Below are 14,635 nucleotides of genomic sequence, written 5' to 3' on the forward strand. Positions count from 1 at the left end.
GGCCGTGGCCGCCCCGGCGGCCTACCTTGGCGATATGTCACGTAATGTTCCACGCGCCCTCAGTCTGGCTGCCTCGGTGGCTGTTGGCGAACTGCGCCAGGATCCGCTGCGGGCCGCACTGCTCGCGATGCGCCTGCTGCCCGGCCGCGCCCGGCGCGGACTACAGCCGCTCGAACGGCGGCTCGCCGCGCGCGCCCGCACCGCGGGGCCGGTCGCGGCGCCGTCCGCCGCGCGGGTGCCCGCACCCCCCGGCCGTCGGTTTCGCCCCGTACCGGGCCGGGTGCTCCACCTGGTCACCAACGGGCTGCCGTTCCGGCACGCCGGCTACACCGTGCGCACGCAGAAGCTCGCCGAGGCCCAGTCGGCGGCCGGGCTGGACCCGCATGTCGTGACGCGGATCGGTTTCCCCGTGACGCAGGGGGTGCTGGACGCCCGCCCGTCGCAGCGCGTGGGCGGGGTGCCGCAGCACCGGCTGCTTCCGCTGCGGCTGCCGTACGGGCAGGCCGCGGCGCTGGCGCGTAACGCCGAACTGGCCGCCCTGCTGGTGGAGCGGCTGCGACCGGCCGTGCTGCACGCCGCGTCCGACCACGGCAACGGGCGTGTGGCGCTCGCCCTGCGGGAGACCTTCGGGCTGCCGGTGGTCTACGAGGTGCGGGGCTTCTTGGAGGAGACCTGGCTGACGCAGGCGCCGGGCCGCGGCCGGGGCGACGAGACGTACCGGGCGCGGCGCGCCCTGGAGACGTTCTGCATGCGTGAGGCCGATCTGGTGCTGACGCTGGGCGAGGCGATGAAGGCCGAGATCGTGGGCCGTGGAGTGCCCGAGGAGCGGGTCCTGATCGCGCCCAACGCCGTGGACGACGACTTCCTGACTCCGCTGCCGGACGGGGCGCCGGTGCGGGCCCGGCTCGGTATCGCGCCGGACGAGTTCGTCGTGGGCACGGTCGGCAGTCTCACCCCGCACGAGGGCATCGACACATTGCTCCATGCGGGTGAAGAGCTGATCCGGCGTGGCGTCCCGCTGCGGCTGCTGATCGTCGGCGACGGTCCGGAGCGCGCCGGGCTGGAGCGGCTGGCCGCCCGGCTGGGCCTGGACGACGGGGTCGCCCTGTTCACCGGCCGGGTGCCGCACGCCCAAGTGCGCTATTTCCACGCCGTGTTGGACGTGTTCGCGGTGCCCCGCACCGACGAGCGCGTCTGCCATCTGGTGACCCCTCTCAAGCCGGTCGAGGCGATGGCGAGCGGTGTTCCCGTAGCCGCCAGTGACGTCACCGCACTGAGAGAACTGGTCGAACACGAGGTGAACGGAAGGCTAATCAAGCCCGAATCACGACATTCCTGGGCTGATGAGCTGGAAATACTCCTTTACAGTCGAAATCGGCGTTCTGAGTGGGGAGCAGCCGCCCGCGCGATGGTCGCGCGTGACCGCACCTGGAAGCGGGTCGCCGCCACAACCCGTGACGCGTACCGCACCCTCGGATGCCTTGATGCGGGGTGAATCCCTATGCAGGTGGACCAGACCGGACCGCTCGGGGAAGAGAGCGAACCGCTCGGGGAAGCAGAACGGCCCGATCACGTCGATCTGGCCGTGATCGGACTCGGCTACGTCGGACTGCCGCTCGCGCGTGAGGCGGCGTCGGTCGGCCTGAGGGTCGTCGGCCTCGACCGCGATACCCGGGTCGTGGAGGCGCTCAACACCGGGCACTCCCATGTCGACGACGTCTCCGACGAGGACGTCCTGCGGATGCGGGCGGCCGGCTTCGGCGCGTCCACGGACGCCGCCTGTCTGGCCCGCGCCCAGACCGTCGTCATCTGTGTGCCGACCCCGCTCGGCAAGGACGGCGGGCCCGACCTCGGCGCGGTCGTCTCGGCCACGCGGACGGTGGCGGGCCGGCTGCGGCCCGGACAGCTGGTGGTGCTGGAGTCGACCACCTATCCGGGGACCACCGAGGAGGTCGTACGGCCGCTCCTGGAGGAGTCGGGGCTTCGGGTGGGCGTCGACTTCGCGCTCGCCTTCTCACCGGAGCGCATCGACCCCGGCAACACCGCGCACGGGCTGCGCACCACGCCGAAGGTGGTCGGCGGCTGCACCCCGACCTGCGCGGCACGCGCCGTCGCCTTCTACGGCAAGCTCGTCGACACCGTCGTCCAGGCGAAGGGCACGCGCGAGGCCGAGATGGCCAAGCTGCTGGAGAACACCTACCGGCACGTCAACATCGCCCTGGTCAACGAACTGGCCGTCATCAGCCACGAGTTGCACGTCGACCTGTGGGACGCGATCCGCTGCGCCGGCACCAAGCCCTTCGGCTTCCAGGCGTTCCGGCCCAGTCCCGGCGTCGGCGGCCACTGCATTCCCATCGACCCCAACTACCTGTCGTACAAGGTGCGTTCCTCGCTCGGCTACGAGTTCCGGTTCGTCGAACTCGCCCAGGAGATCAACCGGCGGATGCCGGAGTACGTCGTACGCCGCGCCCAGGACCTCCTCAACACCGCCGGCCGGCCGCTGCACGGCTCCCGGGTACTGCTGCTCGGGGTCACCTACAAGCCGGACGTGGCCGACCAGCGGGAGTCGCCGGCGGTACCCGTGGCGCGGCTGCTGCGGGAGCGGCAGGCCGAGGTCTCCTTCCACGACCCGAACGTGCGGCTGTGGTCCGTGGACGGGGTGAGCGTCCCGCGCGTCGACGACGTCATGGCGGCGGTGCGCGAGCACGACCTGACGATCCTGCTCCAGGACCACTCGGCCTACGACCTGCCGGCCCTCGGCGACGCGGCCAGGCTGCTGTTCGACACCCGGGGGCGGATCTTCCGGCCCGGGGTCGAGGTGCTGTGACCGGCCTGGATCTCGGGGCCACTTCGAAAGGTGCGCTGATGCGGATACTCGTCGTCACCGTCGTCCATCACCCCGAGGACGCGCGGATCCTGCACCGGGAGATCGCCGCCCTGCGACAGCGCGGCCACCGGATCGTGTACGCCGCGCCGTTCGCGGCCCGGGAGGTGACACCGCGGCCGTACGTCGAGGGTGTGGACCTGCCCCGGGCCGCCGGCCGGGACCGCCGGGCGGCGCTGCGCGCGGCCCGCGCGCTGCTGGCCGAGCGTGGACCGACGGTGGACGTGGTGCTGCTGCACGACCCCGAGCTGCTGCTGGCCCTGCCCGGCACGCTGCGCGGTTGGCGGCGCGCGGGGCGCGCTCCGGTCACCGTGTGGGACGTGCACGAGGACACGGCGGCGGCGCTGGTGATGAAGCGCTGGCTGCCCCGGCCGCTGCGGCCGCCGCTGCGGCTGGCCGTATGGGCGGCCGAGCGTCTGGCGGAGCGGCATCTGCGGCTGCTGCTCGCCGAGGACGCCTACCAGCACCGCTTCCGCCGCACCCATCCCGTCGTGGCGAACCTCGCGACAGTGCCGTCCGAGCCGCCCGAGCCGCCGGGCGACGACCGGGCCGTCTACCTCGGGCACCTGTCGCGGGAGCGGGGCGCGCTGGAACTCATCGAGACGGCACGGCTGCTGGCGCCCGACATCCGGGTCGAGGTGATCGGCGCGGCGGATCCCGACATCCGGGGCGCGCTCACCGAGGCCGACCGGGACGGCGTGCTGCGCTGGCACGGGTACCTGCCCAACGACCGCGCCCTCGGTCTGCTCTCCGGTGCCCTCGCCGGCCTCTCCCTCCTGCGGGACCAGCCCAACTACCGCCACTCACGGCCCACCAAGGCCGTGGAGTACATGGCCCACGGCGTCCCCGTCGTCACCACACCCACCCCGCTGGCGGCCGAACTGGTCGAGCGCTACGGCTGTGGCCTCGTCGTCCCCTACGAGGACCCGGCCACGGCGGCCATGGCCGTACGACACCTGCGTGCCGACCGTCAGATGCGCCGCCGCGCGGCCGTACGGGGCTGGGAAGCGGCGCTCTCCGACCTCAACTGGGCCGACCGTGCGACCGAGTTCGCGATGTGCCTGGAGTCCTGGGCGAAGGAGGCGTCCGCGAACCCGACGCCCGCTGGTCGTCGGACCAAGCCCGTCGGCACAGCACCAGCCGGTACCCGTCCGGGTCCTCAGTAGGGTCCCGGGTGCGTGGGGGCGTCCGTGTCACCGGTGTCTGCGCCGCACATGGGCACCTTGACGGCCCTTGAGACGGGGCTTGGGCTGATGCCGCCTACGCCGATTGCCCGACCGGTTCACGGCGGGCTGCGCGCGGGGCTGCACCGGCGGGCCGGTCGATTTGAGGCCCTCGATCGCGTTCTCGATCCTGAGCAACTCGTCCTCGGCCCGCCCGGGTTCCTCGGCGTCGAGGCGGGCGAACGCGTGCTTGGCCTGCTCGTGTGCGCGCAGGACCTTGCCCCGCGGGCGGCCCCTGCCCCCGTACGACTTGGCGAGGAGCGCCTGTGCGTGCGCTCGGGCGAACCTCAGCTTCCAGGCACGTACGTCGATCTCGTCGTACAGCGACAGTGCCCGCCGGGCAGCGGCCTCGGCCCGTCCGAAGCTCTGCCGCGTGACGGCCGCACCGCGGTGCTGCCGGTCCGTGCCGCCGAGCGCGAGCAGAACCTCCGCTTCCAGCGAGCTCGTCCATGCCTCATGGACGCGGTTGGCCCATCGGTCCTCCTTGCGCATCCTCTCGTACTGGTCCAACGCCTCCTCGACGTGATCCAGCGCCCGCTGCAGGTCCTCGTGCCGGCTCTCGCCCGACCGGGTCCGCGCCCGGCCCAGGTATGCCTGCGCCAACCGGCCCAGCGCGAGAGCGTGTTGCGGCCGTACGGCCTCGCGGTACTCCCGCTCCAGTGCCTTGTAATGCCCGTCCACGGCTTCGCTGTGCCGGGCGACGCAGGCGTCCCACTCTCCCCTGGCGCCGTGCTGGACGCCCAGGACGGACAGGGCTTCGGCGATGTCCCGCTTCCACAGGCCCGGAGCCCCCTGGCGCAGAGCCTCGTACGCCTCGACGCTCTCGATCCCCTTCGCCACCGCCCGGTCGACGTGTCCGCTCGCGCCGAGTTGCCAGGCGAGGCCGCGCAGCGCGAACGCCCTCATGCTCTGGATCTCGTCCGGTTCGTGCGCGTCCTCGCCCTCGCCCTCGCCCGGCTGCGGCAACTGCTCGATCAGGTCGCACGCCTCGTTCGCCGCCTGCAGCGCCTCGCGCTGGCGGCCGACCCGGTGCGCCGCCGTGGCCCGGGTGCACAGGGCCTTCACCAGGCCGAAGGCGTGCCTGCGCGTGGGGTCGCGCTGATACAGCGCCTCCAGGCGTCGTATGGCGTCCCCGGCGCAGTTGTCGGCGTGCTCGAACCGTCCGACGTCCACGAGCCGGTCCGCCAGGTCCTTGAGGGCTTCGGCGAGGTAGAACTCGTGCTCCTCGGACGGGCTGAGCTGTTGCAGGGCGTGGAAGGTGTCGACCGCCTGCCCCGCGACCTCGTGCGCCCGGATGCGCAGGCCCGAACTGGCCAGGTACAGGGACCACCGTTGCAGGGCCTGGGCCAGTTCCCTGCGGTTGTCCTGCGTGGGCGGTGCGTCGGCGCGCCGGTGGAACTGCACCGCGTGTTCCGCGACGGCCGTGGCGAGTTCCAGCAGCACGTCCGCGCAGGTGGCGTCGAACTCCCGCAGGACCTCGGCGGCGACCTCCTGCGCCGACTCCTTGTGCAGGGTGGAGTTCAGTGCGGCGGCCAGCGATGTGCCGATGGCGCTCGCGAACCGGTCCTGATCGGTGACGGCGACCTGCTTGACCAGCCTGACGACAGGGACGGCGTGGTCGCGCAGCGCCCGCTCCAGCGTCCCACGGGCCCGCTGTTGGGCCGACGGGCCGCATCCGGTGTCCCCGGCCGGTTCCGCCATGCTGTTCTCGGCCGCCATGGTGTCGTCGGGCCGGGCGGCGTCGGAGCCGGCGGTGAGTTGCAGGACGTGGAGCACGTTCAGGATCTGGCGTGCCTGGTCGGTCGGGTCGTCCGGTATTCCCGGTCCTCCGCCACCGACATCGAGCAGCTGGGTGGCCAACTCCGGGAAGGTAGCGATCACTTGGGCGCCGAGCCGCTCCGCGAGCCGAAGCGGCTGCAGCGAACGCAGGTAGCCGTCGCCGGTGAACTCGGCGTGCTGCCAGCGGGCGAACGCGCGGGTGAGCCATTCCGGTTCGTCGGCGAGGTCGGGGACGAGCCGGAGCCGGCGCGCGGCTTCGGTCTCCCGTTCCCCGTCCGTCTCGCCGTCGGCCACCGCCAGGCTGCAGACGGCCACGATCCGTTCGAGCAGGACGGGGTCGTGCGGGAGTTCGTGTCGCTCGGCGGACGTCCGCCATCTCTGTCGCTCCACGTCGATGGCGTAGTCCAGCAACGCGTTGGCGCGTGAGCGCGAGGGTGGTCCGGTGGCCCGCGAGGGCACTTTGCCGATGCTGATCCGTGCGTCCACCAGCGCCTGGATCAGGATGAGCAAGTAGCTGCCGAAGTCGGGCCCTTCGAGCCCGGGCACGCCCGGTTCGTCCTGCGGTTCCTCGTCGGCCACGGCCTCGTCGCCGGGCCCGGAGGCGGTCTGTGCCGGGGCGTCGGTGGGGTCGCTCTGCGCGTACCAGCCCCTGAAGGCGGTGACCGCCGCACGGTAGACGTCCTCGCGGTCGGCTTGACGCAGCGGCACAAGCGGCGGGGGATCCTCCGCGTCGACCAGTGATTCGTACCGGCGTCTGACCGCCTGCCACCACAGTCCGCCCCGCTGGGCGACGGCCAGGACGCGCAACGCGTCCTGGCCGTGGTGCTCGGCCGCTTCGGCGAGGAGAGCGTCCAGCTGGCCGGCGTGGGCATCGGCGTCGTCGACGACGAGGAGCCGCCTCTCCTTCAGGGCGCAGACGCTGGAGAACGCCACGTGCAGCGGGTCGACGACCCCGGCGACCCAGCCCCTCCCGGCCATCGTGCGGCACAGTTCACGGGCGAGTCGGGACTTGCCGACGGTGCCGCCCCCGGTGAGCAGGCGAATGCGCTGTCCGTCACCGCGTTCGCACCAGTCGACCAGCGCGTCCAGCTGCTCGGTGCGGCCCCGGAAGGGCACGACGCCATGGCGGGACTCCAGGAGGTCGGCCTCGGACCACTGATCGCGCAGGGGCAGCGGGCTGTACGCGGGCGTCAGACTCTCGCCGCCCGCCCAGACGGGATCGAGCGCGACCCGCGCGGGGGCCGCCTCCCCCCTCGCCGTCAGCAGACACGCGTTCGCCTCGTCGAGGCCGTCGTCACCGATGATCGCGTCGACCGGCAGTGCCGTCAGCCGTCCCTCGATCGTGGCGCGGTCCTCGGTGATCACGCCCACCAGGTGATCCCCGCTGAACAGAGCCGCACCCGACATACCACTCCACAGCGACGAGCCCTGGACGGCCGGTGAACCTCCCGTCCGGATCTGGAAGTTCAGCCGCCGCACCTCGCGTCTCGACCCCGTGAGCGGCAGGACGGCTCCCCGGACGTCCTCCACGTTCACCCACCGCCTCGCTCCGGCCTCGGTCACGCCGGACCGCGGAAAGCCCAGCGCCTGCGCCGGAACGGCGTCTTCACCGACGAGACGCCCCAACCGCACCTCGTCGCGCCGGCCGCCCTGTCCCGTGCGGAACGGGTCGTCCACGGTGGACTCCAGGAGCGCGCAGTCGAGTTCCGCGTCTCCCTTGACCGCGACCAGAAAGGTCTGCCGATCGTCCGGGAGTTCATAACTGCCCTCACGGCGACAGTATTTGCGGACCGTGACCGCGGCCCCCTTGGAGCCGACGCAGTGACCGGCCGTGAGGACGAGATCCGGCGTCAGCAGGTATCCCGAGCCCCGTTTTCCCTCCGCGGAAAGCGACACCAAACGCTCGGCGTCCAGCCCGGTCATTGTGCGTCTTCCGCCTTGTCGGCGATGAAAGTGGTGCCGGGCACCTTGAGATTCAGCTTGATCCGGTGCGTCGTGGCATTGCCGCGCGCGTGCTCGCCGCCCGCCTGGAGCACCCAGAACTGCACCCCCGCCCTGCCCGCGGTGTTCCGGGTGATCTGGACCATGGCCTCGACCTCGACATCGGTGATCCCGAAACGCAGGCTCTCCGCCGCTGCGCGCCGCTGAGCATCCTCCAGTTCGGTGCGCAGCGCGGCGATCATGTCCGCGAGACCCAACCCATCGGCCCGGTCCGCCTGCTGTCCGTCTGCCATCGCGGTACTCCCTCGCCTCACGCAGGAGTTCCTCGCCCGAATTCGGGCTCCGCCGGGAGATGCCTCTCCCAGCAATTCTTCGGGATTCCCCCGGCGAGGCAACTCGATCACTCGCGGGCAGCGGACACGGCGGGAGGTGAAGATGACGGTGCGTCAATCAGCCGCTCACCCCCGGTTGCCCCCCTTCGGGATCCCGTACGCCCGTTCCACTTTCAACCGCAGCACCAGCCGCCCGTCCCGGACCATCGCCGCCCGGAAGTCCTCCCAGTCGGGGTGCTCGCCCAGGACGTCCCGGTAGAGCCGGACGAGCTCCTCGACCGTGGCGTCGTACGGGTCCTTCGCGACCGGCGAGAGCTCCGCCGTGCCCTCGGCGACGACGTACGCCCGCCGGTCGGGGGACGTGACGTGGTACGACGCCCTGGGGTCCCGGCGCAGATTGCGCGTCTTGGCGCGGTCGTCGGTGATCGAGACGCGGATGATCCGCTCGTCGGGGTAGTAGGCGTGGCCGACGTTCGACAGCTGCGGCCGGCCGTCGCGCCTGAGGGTGGCCAGCACCCCGCCGTGGCCCTCGGAGAGCAGTGCGAGCAGTGCGTTCTGGGTGGCGTCCTCGGTCATGCCTGGGTCAACCCGCCGTGAGGTCCGCGCATTCCCTTCGTAGACACTGTCTACTCGATCATGGTAGACAGTGTCTGTGCAGGAATCCGATACGGGTCTGCGGGCCCGACTGGTCGACGTGGGCGTTGATCTCGTCACCCGGGAAGGCGCCCAGGCGCTCACCCTGCGGGAGATCGCCCGCCGGGCCGGTGTCTCGCACGGCGCCCCACGCCGCTACTTCCCCACCCACCTGGAGCTGCTCTCCGCCATCGCGCGCCGCGGCTTCGACGAGCTGGCGCGACGGGCGACGGCGACGGCGGCGGCGGCTGCCGTCGGTGACGGTACGGCGAGCCCTCGTGCGGAGCTGGCCGCACTGGGGCGCGTCTACCTGGAGTTCGCGCTGGGCAACCCCGGCATGTACGAGCTGATGTTCCGTCACGACTTGCTGGCCAGCGGCCACTTGGGCCTGCGGGACACCAGCCTCCCCCTCTTCGGCCGCCTGGTGGAGCTGGTCGGCCGGGCGCGTCCCGACGTCGACGCGCGGCTCGTGGCGGGCGCGCTGTGGGCCAACCTGCACGGCATCGCCCAGCTGTGGGGCTGGGGCAGCCTCCAACTCGCCACGGGCGCCGATGACTTCGCCCCCCTGCTGCGCTCGGCCCTGGACGCACACCTCGGGCCGGTGAGCGAGTGAACCCCCGCCTCACCCTCGCGAGCAGCGTCGTCGGCGCCGTGATCGTCGCGCTCGACGGCACCGTCCTGACCCTCGCCCAGCCCGCCCTGCAGCACGACCTGGGCGCCTCCTTCGCTCAGGTCCAGTGGACCAGCACCGCGTATCTCATCGCGGTGGCGAGCCTGTTGGTGTTCGCCGGACGGCTCGGCGACCGGTACGGGCACCATCGCGTCTTCGGCATCGGCATGCTCGGCTTCGGCGCCGCGTCGGCCGGTATCGCGTTGGCGCCCGGTGTCGGCTGGGTCGTCGCACTGCGGGTCGTGCAGGGCGTGTTCGGGGCGCTGTCGCAGCCCGCCACGCTCGGCATGCTGCGGGCCGCGTTCCCGCCCGGCCGGCTGCGGGCGCCGATCGCCGTACGGACCGCCGCGATCGGGGTGGCGGCGGCTGTCGGGCCGGTCCTGGGCGGGGCGCTGGTGGCCGGGCCGGGCTGGCGGGCCGTGTTCCTGCTGAATGTCGTACCCGCCGTCGTCTTCGGTGGGCTCGCCCTCGCCGTACGGCCCGCGCGCGGCATGTCCCCCGCCCGGCTCGACGTACCCGGCGCCCTCCTGCTCGCGGTGACCCTGGCCTGCCTGGTGCACGCCCTCGTCGCACTGCCGGGGTGGCCCTGGACCGCCGCGACCGCCATGGTCACCGGCGCCGCCTTCGTCCGGCACGAGCGGCGGACCGCGAGCCCGCTCCTGCCGCCCGACGTGATCGGCTCGGCGGCGGTCGGTGCGGCGCTCGGCATGCTGGTGGCCGCGTCGGCGGCGCTGTCGGGCGCGCTGTTCGTCGGCACGTTCCTGTTGCAGGGCACGCTCGGCCTGGACCCGTTGCGCAGCGCCCTGGTCAGCCTGCCGCTGGCCCTGCTGATGGTGCTCGCGGCGCCCTCGTGCGCGGTGCTGCTGCGCCGGGCCGGGGCCCGCCGTACGACCGGGGCGGCCATGGCGGTCCTGGCCCTCGGCATCCTCGCCCTGTCCCGCGCGTCGGCCACGCCTGCCCTGTGCGCCGCGTTCGCCCTGGTGGGGGCCGGGTTCGGCACGGTGATGGTGGCGGCGACCCACGTCGTCGTACGCGAGGCGCCGCCGTCGAGTCGGCCGGGGTGGCGGGCGGGCTGCAGCAGACCGCGATGAACCTCGGGCCGGTGCTGGGCGTGGCCGCCGCGACCGCCCTCATGGGGTCGGGCGGCGGCTCCGAGCTGCCGCTGAGCGTCCTCGCCGCCGTCGCCCTGGCCGGTGCGGCGCTGGGCCGAAAGCTGCCGGGACGGCCGGGGACGGCAATCGACGATCATGGCCAATCGAAGGACCGTACACGTGTTCCTGCGCGACGATGAGATCCGAGGCCGGTCCGGCGGGGTATGCCGGAGCGCACCTCGTCGTACGCATTCGGAGGAGTAGCCATGGCACTGCTGACACAAGAGGTCGACCCGGGCGAGGTCGGACTGGACGGGAAGGCGCTGGACCGCCTCGACCAGCACTTCGCCCACTACGTCGACGAGGGGCGTCTGCCCGGCTACCTGGTGTCCGTCGCCCGCGGTGGACGCGTCGCCCACCTCACCACGCACGGCCACCGGGACCTGGCGGCCGGGCTGCCCGTCGAGGCCGACACGCTGTGGCGGATCTACTCCATGACCAAGCCGGTCACCTCGGTCGCCGCGCTGCTGCTGGTGGAGGAGGGCAAGCTGTCGCTCGACGACCCGGTCGACCGCCATCTGCCCGCCTTCGCCGAGCCCCGGGTGTACGTCAGCGGATCCGGCGCCGACACCGTGACCCGCCCGGCGGACGGGCCGATACGCATCCGGCACCTGATGACCCACACCGCCGGCCTGACCTTCGCCTTCTACCACACGCATCCCGTCGACGCCCTCTACCGCGACGCCCACCTGGACTCGGCGGTGCTGCCGGGCTCCGACCTGGCCCGGACGGTCGACGTGTACGCGAGCCTGCCGCTGCAGTTCGAGCCGGGCACGCAGTGGAACTACTCGGTCGCCACCAACGTCCTGGGCCGCGTCATCGAGGTCGTGTCCGGCCGGCCGCTCGACGAGTTCTTCGCCGAGCGGATCTTCGGGCCGCTCGGAATGATCGACGCGGGGTTCTGCGTGAGCGACCAACAGGCGGACAGGCTCTCCGAGTTGTACGGCGAAACCGACGACGGCGGCATCGAGCCGATCCCCGGGCTCCCGCTGCGCGGCCGCCCCCGCTTCCTGTCCGGCAGCGGCGGCATGGCGGCCTCCGCGCACGACATCCACCGCTTCATGGAGCTGCTGCGCCGCCGCGGCGAACTCGACGGCACCCGTCTGCTGTCCCCCGAGACGGTGGACCTGATGACGTCCAACCACCTGCCGGGCGGCGCCGACCTGCGCGCCTTCGGCAGCCGCCCCGCCCATGACGAGCCCGGCAACGACGGCCTCGGCTTCGGCCTGGGCGTCTCCGTGGTGATCGACCCGACGCGGACGAAGGCCCCGACCGTCCTCGGCGCCTACGGCTGGAGCGGGGTGGCGACCACCACGTTCTGGGTCGACCCGCACCACGACCTGACGGTGCAGTTCATGACGCAGGTGCGGCCGAAGACCTCGCACACGATGTTCCAGGACCTCAAGCGGCTCGTGCACGAGGCCGTCACGGGCGGCTGAGCTCCTCCTGGTCCACGCGCAGGGTGAACTCGACTCCTTCCAGCGCGAGTTCACGCAGCCACTCCTCCGAGCGGGCCGCCGTCCCGGCGGCGCGGTTCAGGCCCGCCGACAGGGAGCCGTCCAGGATGTGGCGCACGCCGAGGGCGAGGGGCCGGGAGACACAGCGGGCCATCGCGCTCTCCTGCGCCTCCCCCACCAGGTCGAGGAGGTAACTGCCGGACCACGTCCGCCCGTCCCCGCCGCGCACGTCCAGCGACACGGCGAGGACGACGCGGTCGCGGTCGGCGTCCGTGGTGGGGTACTTGGCCGCCAACTCCCCCGCCAGGGCGGCGATTCGGGCGTCGTCGCCGGCCTTCAGCTCCTCGAAGACGGCGTCCCAGGCACGCAGCCAGCCCTCCAGGCGCAGGGTTCCGCGCACGAAGGTCCGCGGCTTCCAGGTGTGCGGCAGCCCGTACTGCTCGACGAACGGAACGCTGTCGCGGTTGGGGTAGACCTCGAACGCCTCCCCGTCCACCACATGCCGCCGCGTCGCCTCCCACGGCCGCTCGGCGACCGTCTCGGCACCGTCGCGGACATAACGCGCCGGTGAGCGCAGGGCGTTGAGCACACCGGCGGGCGCCCAGCTGAAGCGGTACTTGAAGTCGTTCGGGACCGCGGGGACACCGCCGCAGTACGACGTCAGGCTGTAGGAGGCGGCCGTGTCGTCGCCGACGGCCTGCCGGGCGCGGCCGACGAGGCAGTGGGCGAAGAGGTGGTCGATGCCCGGGTCGAGGCCGGCCTCGGTGAGCACGACGAGCCCGGCCGCGGCGGCCGCGGGCGCCTGGTCCAGCACCGCGTCCGACACATAGCTGGAGCAGGCGAAGTGCGCCCGCTGCCGGATGCAGGCCGCGAGGATCCCGGCGTGTTCGGGCGCGGGCAGCATTGATACGACGACGTCGCCGGGCGCCAGTTCGGCCGTGAGCGCGGGGAGCGTGTAGGCGCGGGGCTCGGCGCGTCCGGCGAGTCCCAGCCGGGCCAGGGCGTCCGCCGCACGGCCCTCGGTGCGATGCCACAGCCGTACGCGGTCGGCGGTGTCGCAGAGCCGGGCCAGACCGCTGCCCGTGGACAGTCCGGCGCCGACCCAGTGGACGGTGCCGCTCGCGGGAACGCGGGCAGAGGTGTCAGACATGGCGGGACTCCCCTTCTGCGATGCCGAGTTCACGGCAGGCCTGGTGGAACGGGTCCAGACAGCGCCCCCACGGCCCGCCCGCCTCGAACTCCAGCAGCTGGAGCAGCAGCGCCGAGGAGAAGTCGGAGCTGGACTCCCGGGGCAGCAGGGAGGGCAGGTTGTCGATGGCGATGAGGTCGAGCGGAGGCTCCTTGCGCAGGCGACGTACGGGCTCGGTCCACTCGGTGGTGCGGTCGTAGACGGGCAGGACGTTCAAGGGTGAGCCGACGTCGACGGTGACGTCGCACAGGGTGCGCAGCCGGCGGGCGGGGTCGTCGAGGTCCTGTTCGCGGAGGAAGGGCGGGACGGGGGTGGTGGCGAGGACGGCGTTCACCATCACGTCGTGCGCCAGCAGGGCCTCGCGGTCCAGGTCGCGGGTCTCGGCGAGGTCCCAGGGCGTCGCCTCGACGCCGGCGGTCCGGAACGCGAGGCACGCTCCGCAGCCGCTGCGGCCCAGTGCGCCGATCACGAGCGCCGTGAACTCCTCGTCGTCGGGGGCCGGTTGGAGCATCTCGTCCAGTTCGTCCTTCGACGTGGGGGTCAGTGGTGCGACGAGCCTGCCCCGGTGCTGGAGGACGGCCAGGGCGGCGCCGAGATAGCCGGCCCAGAAACCGAAGGCGGCGAGGCGGCGGCCCTCGTCGTCCACCAGGTACTCCAGGTCGAGCAGGACCCCGCCGCCGGCGGCGAACCGGCGGAGCAGCTCCTCGGCGCCCGGCTGCTGCTTGTAGGCGTGGCCGAAGAAGATGTGCCGGTGCGTCAGTTCGGCCGGACCGTCAGGGAGTTCCTTCAGGCCGATGACGACGGCGTCCGCCGGGGCCGACACCCAGGAACCTGTGGGCGCGATACGGCAGCCGGCCGCCTCGTACTCCTCGACGGGGAAGATCCGCTGCGGGGACTCCTCGACGGTCAGCGTCACTCCGCTCTCGACGAGCCGCCGGGCGTCGGACGGCACGATCGGGGTGCGTCGCTCGGTGGAACGGACCTCGTGGCGCAGCCACAGATGGAGATCGGTCATACGCGGTTGGCCTCCGGGCGCGGGGCGTCGGCCGCGAACCGGTCGACGCTCAAGGGGCTGACGTCCACGAAGGGTACGCGGCCGAGGTACAGGTCGCGGACGACCTCGCCGACGGCCGGTCCCTGCAGAAAGCCATGGCCGGAGAAGCCGGTCGCGTACAGGAAACGGGATACGGAAGTCGCCTCGCCGATCAGCGCGTTGTGGTCCGGGGTGACCTCGTACAGGCCCGCCCAGCCGCCCGTGCGGCGCAGGTCGAGCAGGGCGGGGGCACGGTGCTCCATGGCCTCGGCCAGGCGGGGGATCCAGCGGTCGTGGGTGTCGGTGGCGAAGCCGGGGCGTTCGTCGGGGGCACACACGGGGG

The 14,635-nt window shown here is 72.6% G+C and carries 10 protein-coding genes and 2 pseudogenes; 6 read left to right on the forward strand and 6 right to left on the reverse strand.

Annotation, left to right across the window (positions count from 1 at the left end):
* Nucleotides 1–34 precede the first annotated feature (34 nt).
* From QQM39_RS05120 to QQM39_RS05130, 3 genes are read left to right on the forward strand one after another with little or no spacing between them, the layout of a single operon-like run.
* Nucleotides 35–1,495 (forward strand): glycosyltransferase family 4 protein, encoded by a 1,461-nt coding sequence (locus QQM39_RS05120; RefSeq protein WP_301995433.1) that lies wholly within the window; start codon nt 35–37, stop codon nt 1,493–1,495.
* A gap of 6 nt (nt 1,496–1,501) precedes the next feature.
* Complete coding sequence (locus tag QQM39_RS05125) at nt 1,502–2,827, forward strand: nucleotide sugar dehydrogenase (RefSeq protein WP_301995434.1); 1,326 nt, start codon at nt 1,502–1,504, stop codon at nt 2,825–2,827.
* A 38-nt stretch (nt 2,828–2,865) separates the two neighbouring features.
* Nucleotides 2,866–4,050: a glycosyltransferase gene (locus tag QQM39_RS05130; RefSeq protein WP_301995435.1), complete on the forward strand. Its 1,185-nt coding sequence runs from the start codon at nt 2,866–2,868 to the stop codon at nt 4,048–4,050.
* 27 nt (nt 4,051–4,077) lie between these two features.
* Here the strand turns inward: QQM39_RS05130 and QQM39_RS05135 are convergent, their stop codons facing one another.
* The 3 genes from QQM39_RS05135 to QQM39_RS05145 all read right to left on the reverse strand — a co-directional run bounded on the left by QQM39_RS05135 (nt 4,078) and on the right by QQM39_RS05145 (nt 8,735).
* The gene (locus QQM39_RS05135) at nt 4,078–7,809 is read right to left on the reverse strand and encodes a trypsin-like peptidase domain-containing protein (protein WP_301995436.1); all 3,732 of its coding nucleotides are present in this window, start codon (nt 7,807–7,809) and stop codon (nt 4,078–4,080) included.
* Nucleotides 7,806–8,120 carry a trypco2 family protein gene (locus QQM39_RS05140; RefSeq protein WP_301995437.1) on the reverse strand — a complete coding sequence of 105 codons (315 nt, stop codon included), beginning with the start codon at nt 8,118–8,120 and terminating at the stop codon, nt 7,806–7,808. Before QQM39_RS05140 ends, QQM39_RS05135 begins: the two co-directional genes overlap by 4 nt.
* Nucleotides 8,121–8,285: 165 nt before the next feature.
* Nucleotides 8,286–8,735 carry a PPOX class F420-dependent oxidoreductase gene (locus QQM39_RS05145; RefSeq protein ID WP_301995438.1) on the reverse strand — a complete coding sequence of 150 codons (450 nt, stop codon included), beginning with the start codon at nt 8,733–8,735 and terminating at the stop codon, nt 8,286–8,288.
* A gap of 70 nt (nt 8,736–8,805) precedes the next feature.
* Here QQM39_RS05145 and QQM39_RS05150 point away from each other — a divergent pair, with 70 nt between their 5' ends.
* The 3 genes and pseudogenes from QQM39_RS05150 to QQM39_RS05160 all read left to right on the forward strand — a co-directional run bounded on the left by QQM39_RS05150 (nt 8,806) and on the right by QQM39_RS05160 (nt 12,052).
* Nucleotides 8,806–9,405, forward strand: coding sequence for a TetR/AcrR family transcriptional regulator (locus QQM39_RS05150; RefSeq protein WP_301995439.1), 600 nt, complete (start codon nt 8,806–8,808; stop codon nt 9,403–9,405).
* Nucleotides 9,402–10,753, forward strand: a pseudogene (locus QQM39_RS05155) (MFS transporter). Before QQM39_RS05150 ends, QQM39_RS05155 begins: the two are co-directional and overlap by 4 nt.
* 66 nt (nt 10,754–10,819) lie before the next feature.
* On the forward strand, nt 10,820–12,052 hold the full coding sequence (locus QQM39_RS05160) for a serine hydrolase (protein ID WP_301995440.1): 1,233 nt from the start codon (nt 10,820–10,822) through the stop codon (nt 12,050–12,052).
* Here QQM39_RS05160 and QQM39_RS05165 read toward each other — a convergent pair.
* The 3 genes and pseudogenes from QQM39_RS05165 to QQM39_RS05175 all read right to left on the reverse strand — a co-directional run.
* Nucleotides 12,039–13,220, reverse strand: coding sequence for a saccharopine dehydrogenase family protein (locus QQM39_RS05165; RefSeq protein WP_301995441.1), 1,182 nt, complete (start codon nt 13,218–13,220; stop codon nt 12,039–12,041). The two genes, QQM39_RS05160 and QQM39_RS05165, sit on opposite strands and share 14 nt — an antisense overlap.
* The gene (locus tag QQM39_RS05170; protein ID WP_301995442.1) at nt 13,213–14,274 is read right to left on the reverse strand and encodes a saccharopine dehydrogenase; all 1,062 of its coding nucleotides are present in this window, start codon (nt 14,272–14,274) and stop codon (nt 13,213–13,215) included. Before QQM39_RS05170 ends, QQM39_RS05165 begins: the two co-directional genes overlap by 8 nt.
* Nucleotides 14,271–14,621 (reverse strand): annotated as a pseudogene (locus tag QQM39_RS05175) (NAD(P)/FAD-dependent oxidoreductase); the annotation flags it as partial. The pseudogene QQM39_RS05175 and the gene QQM39_RS05170, both read right to left, overlap by 4 nt.
* Between the last annotated feature and the right edge of the window lie 14 nt (nt 14,622–14,635).

Origin of the sequence: Streptomyces sp. DT2A-34, assembly GCF_030499515.1 — a bacterium.
Lineage (GTDB): Bacteria > Actinomycetota > Actinomycetes > Streptomycetales > Streptomycetaceae > Streptomyces.

What these genes read in the sequence shown, in the direction of transcription:
- QQM39_RS05145 (WP_301995438.1), bottom strand. Translation starts at nt 8,735, where the DNA reads ATGACCGAGGACGCCACCCAGAACGCACTGCTCGCACTGCTCTCCGAG.
- QQM39_RS05130 (WP_301995435.1), top strand. Translation starts at nt 2,866, where the DNA reads ATGCGGATACTCGTCGTCACCGTCGTCCATCACCCCGAGGACGCGCGG.
- QQM39_RS05140 (WP_301995437.1), bottom strand. Translation starts at nt 8,120, where the DNA reads ATGGCAGACGGACAGCAGGCGGACCGGGCCGATGGGTTGGGTCTCGCG.
- QQM39_RS05165 (WP_301995441.1), bottom strand. Translation starts at nt 13,220, where the DNA reads ATGTCTGACACCTCTGCCCGCGTTCCCGCGAGCGGCACCGTCCACTGG.
- QQM39_RS05160 (WP_301995440.1), top strand. Translation starts at nt 10,820, where the DNA reads ATGGCACTGCTGACACAAGAGGTCGACCCGGGCGAGGTCGGACTGGAC.
- QQM39_RS05125 (WP_301995434.1), top strand. Translation starts at nt 1,502, where the DNA reads ATGCAGGTGGACCAGACCGGACCGCTCGGGGAAGAGAGCGAACCGCTC.
- QQM39_RS05170 (WP_301995442.1), bottom strand. Translation starts at nt 14,274, where the DNA reads ATGACCGATCTCCATCTGTGGCTGCGCCACGAGGTCCGTTCCACCGAG.
- QQM39_RS05135 (WP_301995436.1), bottom strand. Translation starts at nt 7,809, where the DNA reads ATGACCGGGCTGGACGCCGAGCGTTTGGTGTCGCTTTCCGCGGAGGGA.
- QQM39_RS05120 (WP_301995433.1), top strand. Translation starts at nt 35, where the DNA reads ATGTCACGTAATGTTCCACGCGCCCTCAGTCTGGCTGCCTCGGTGGCT.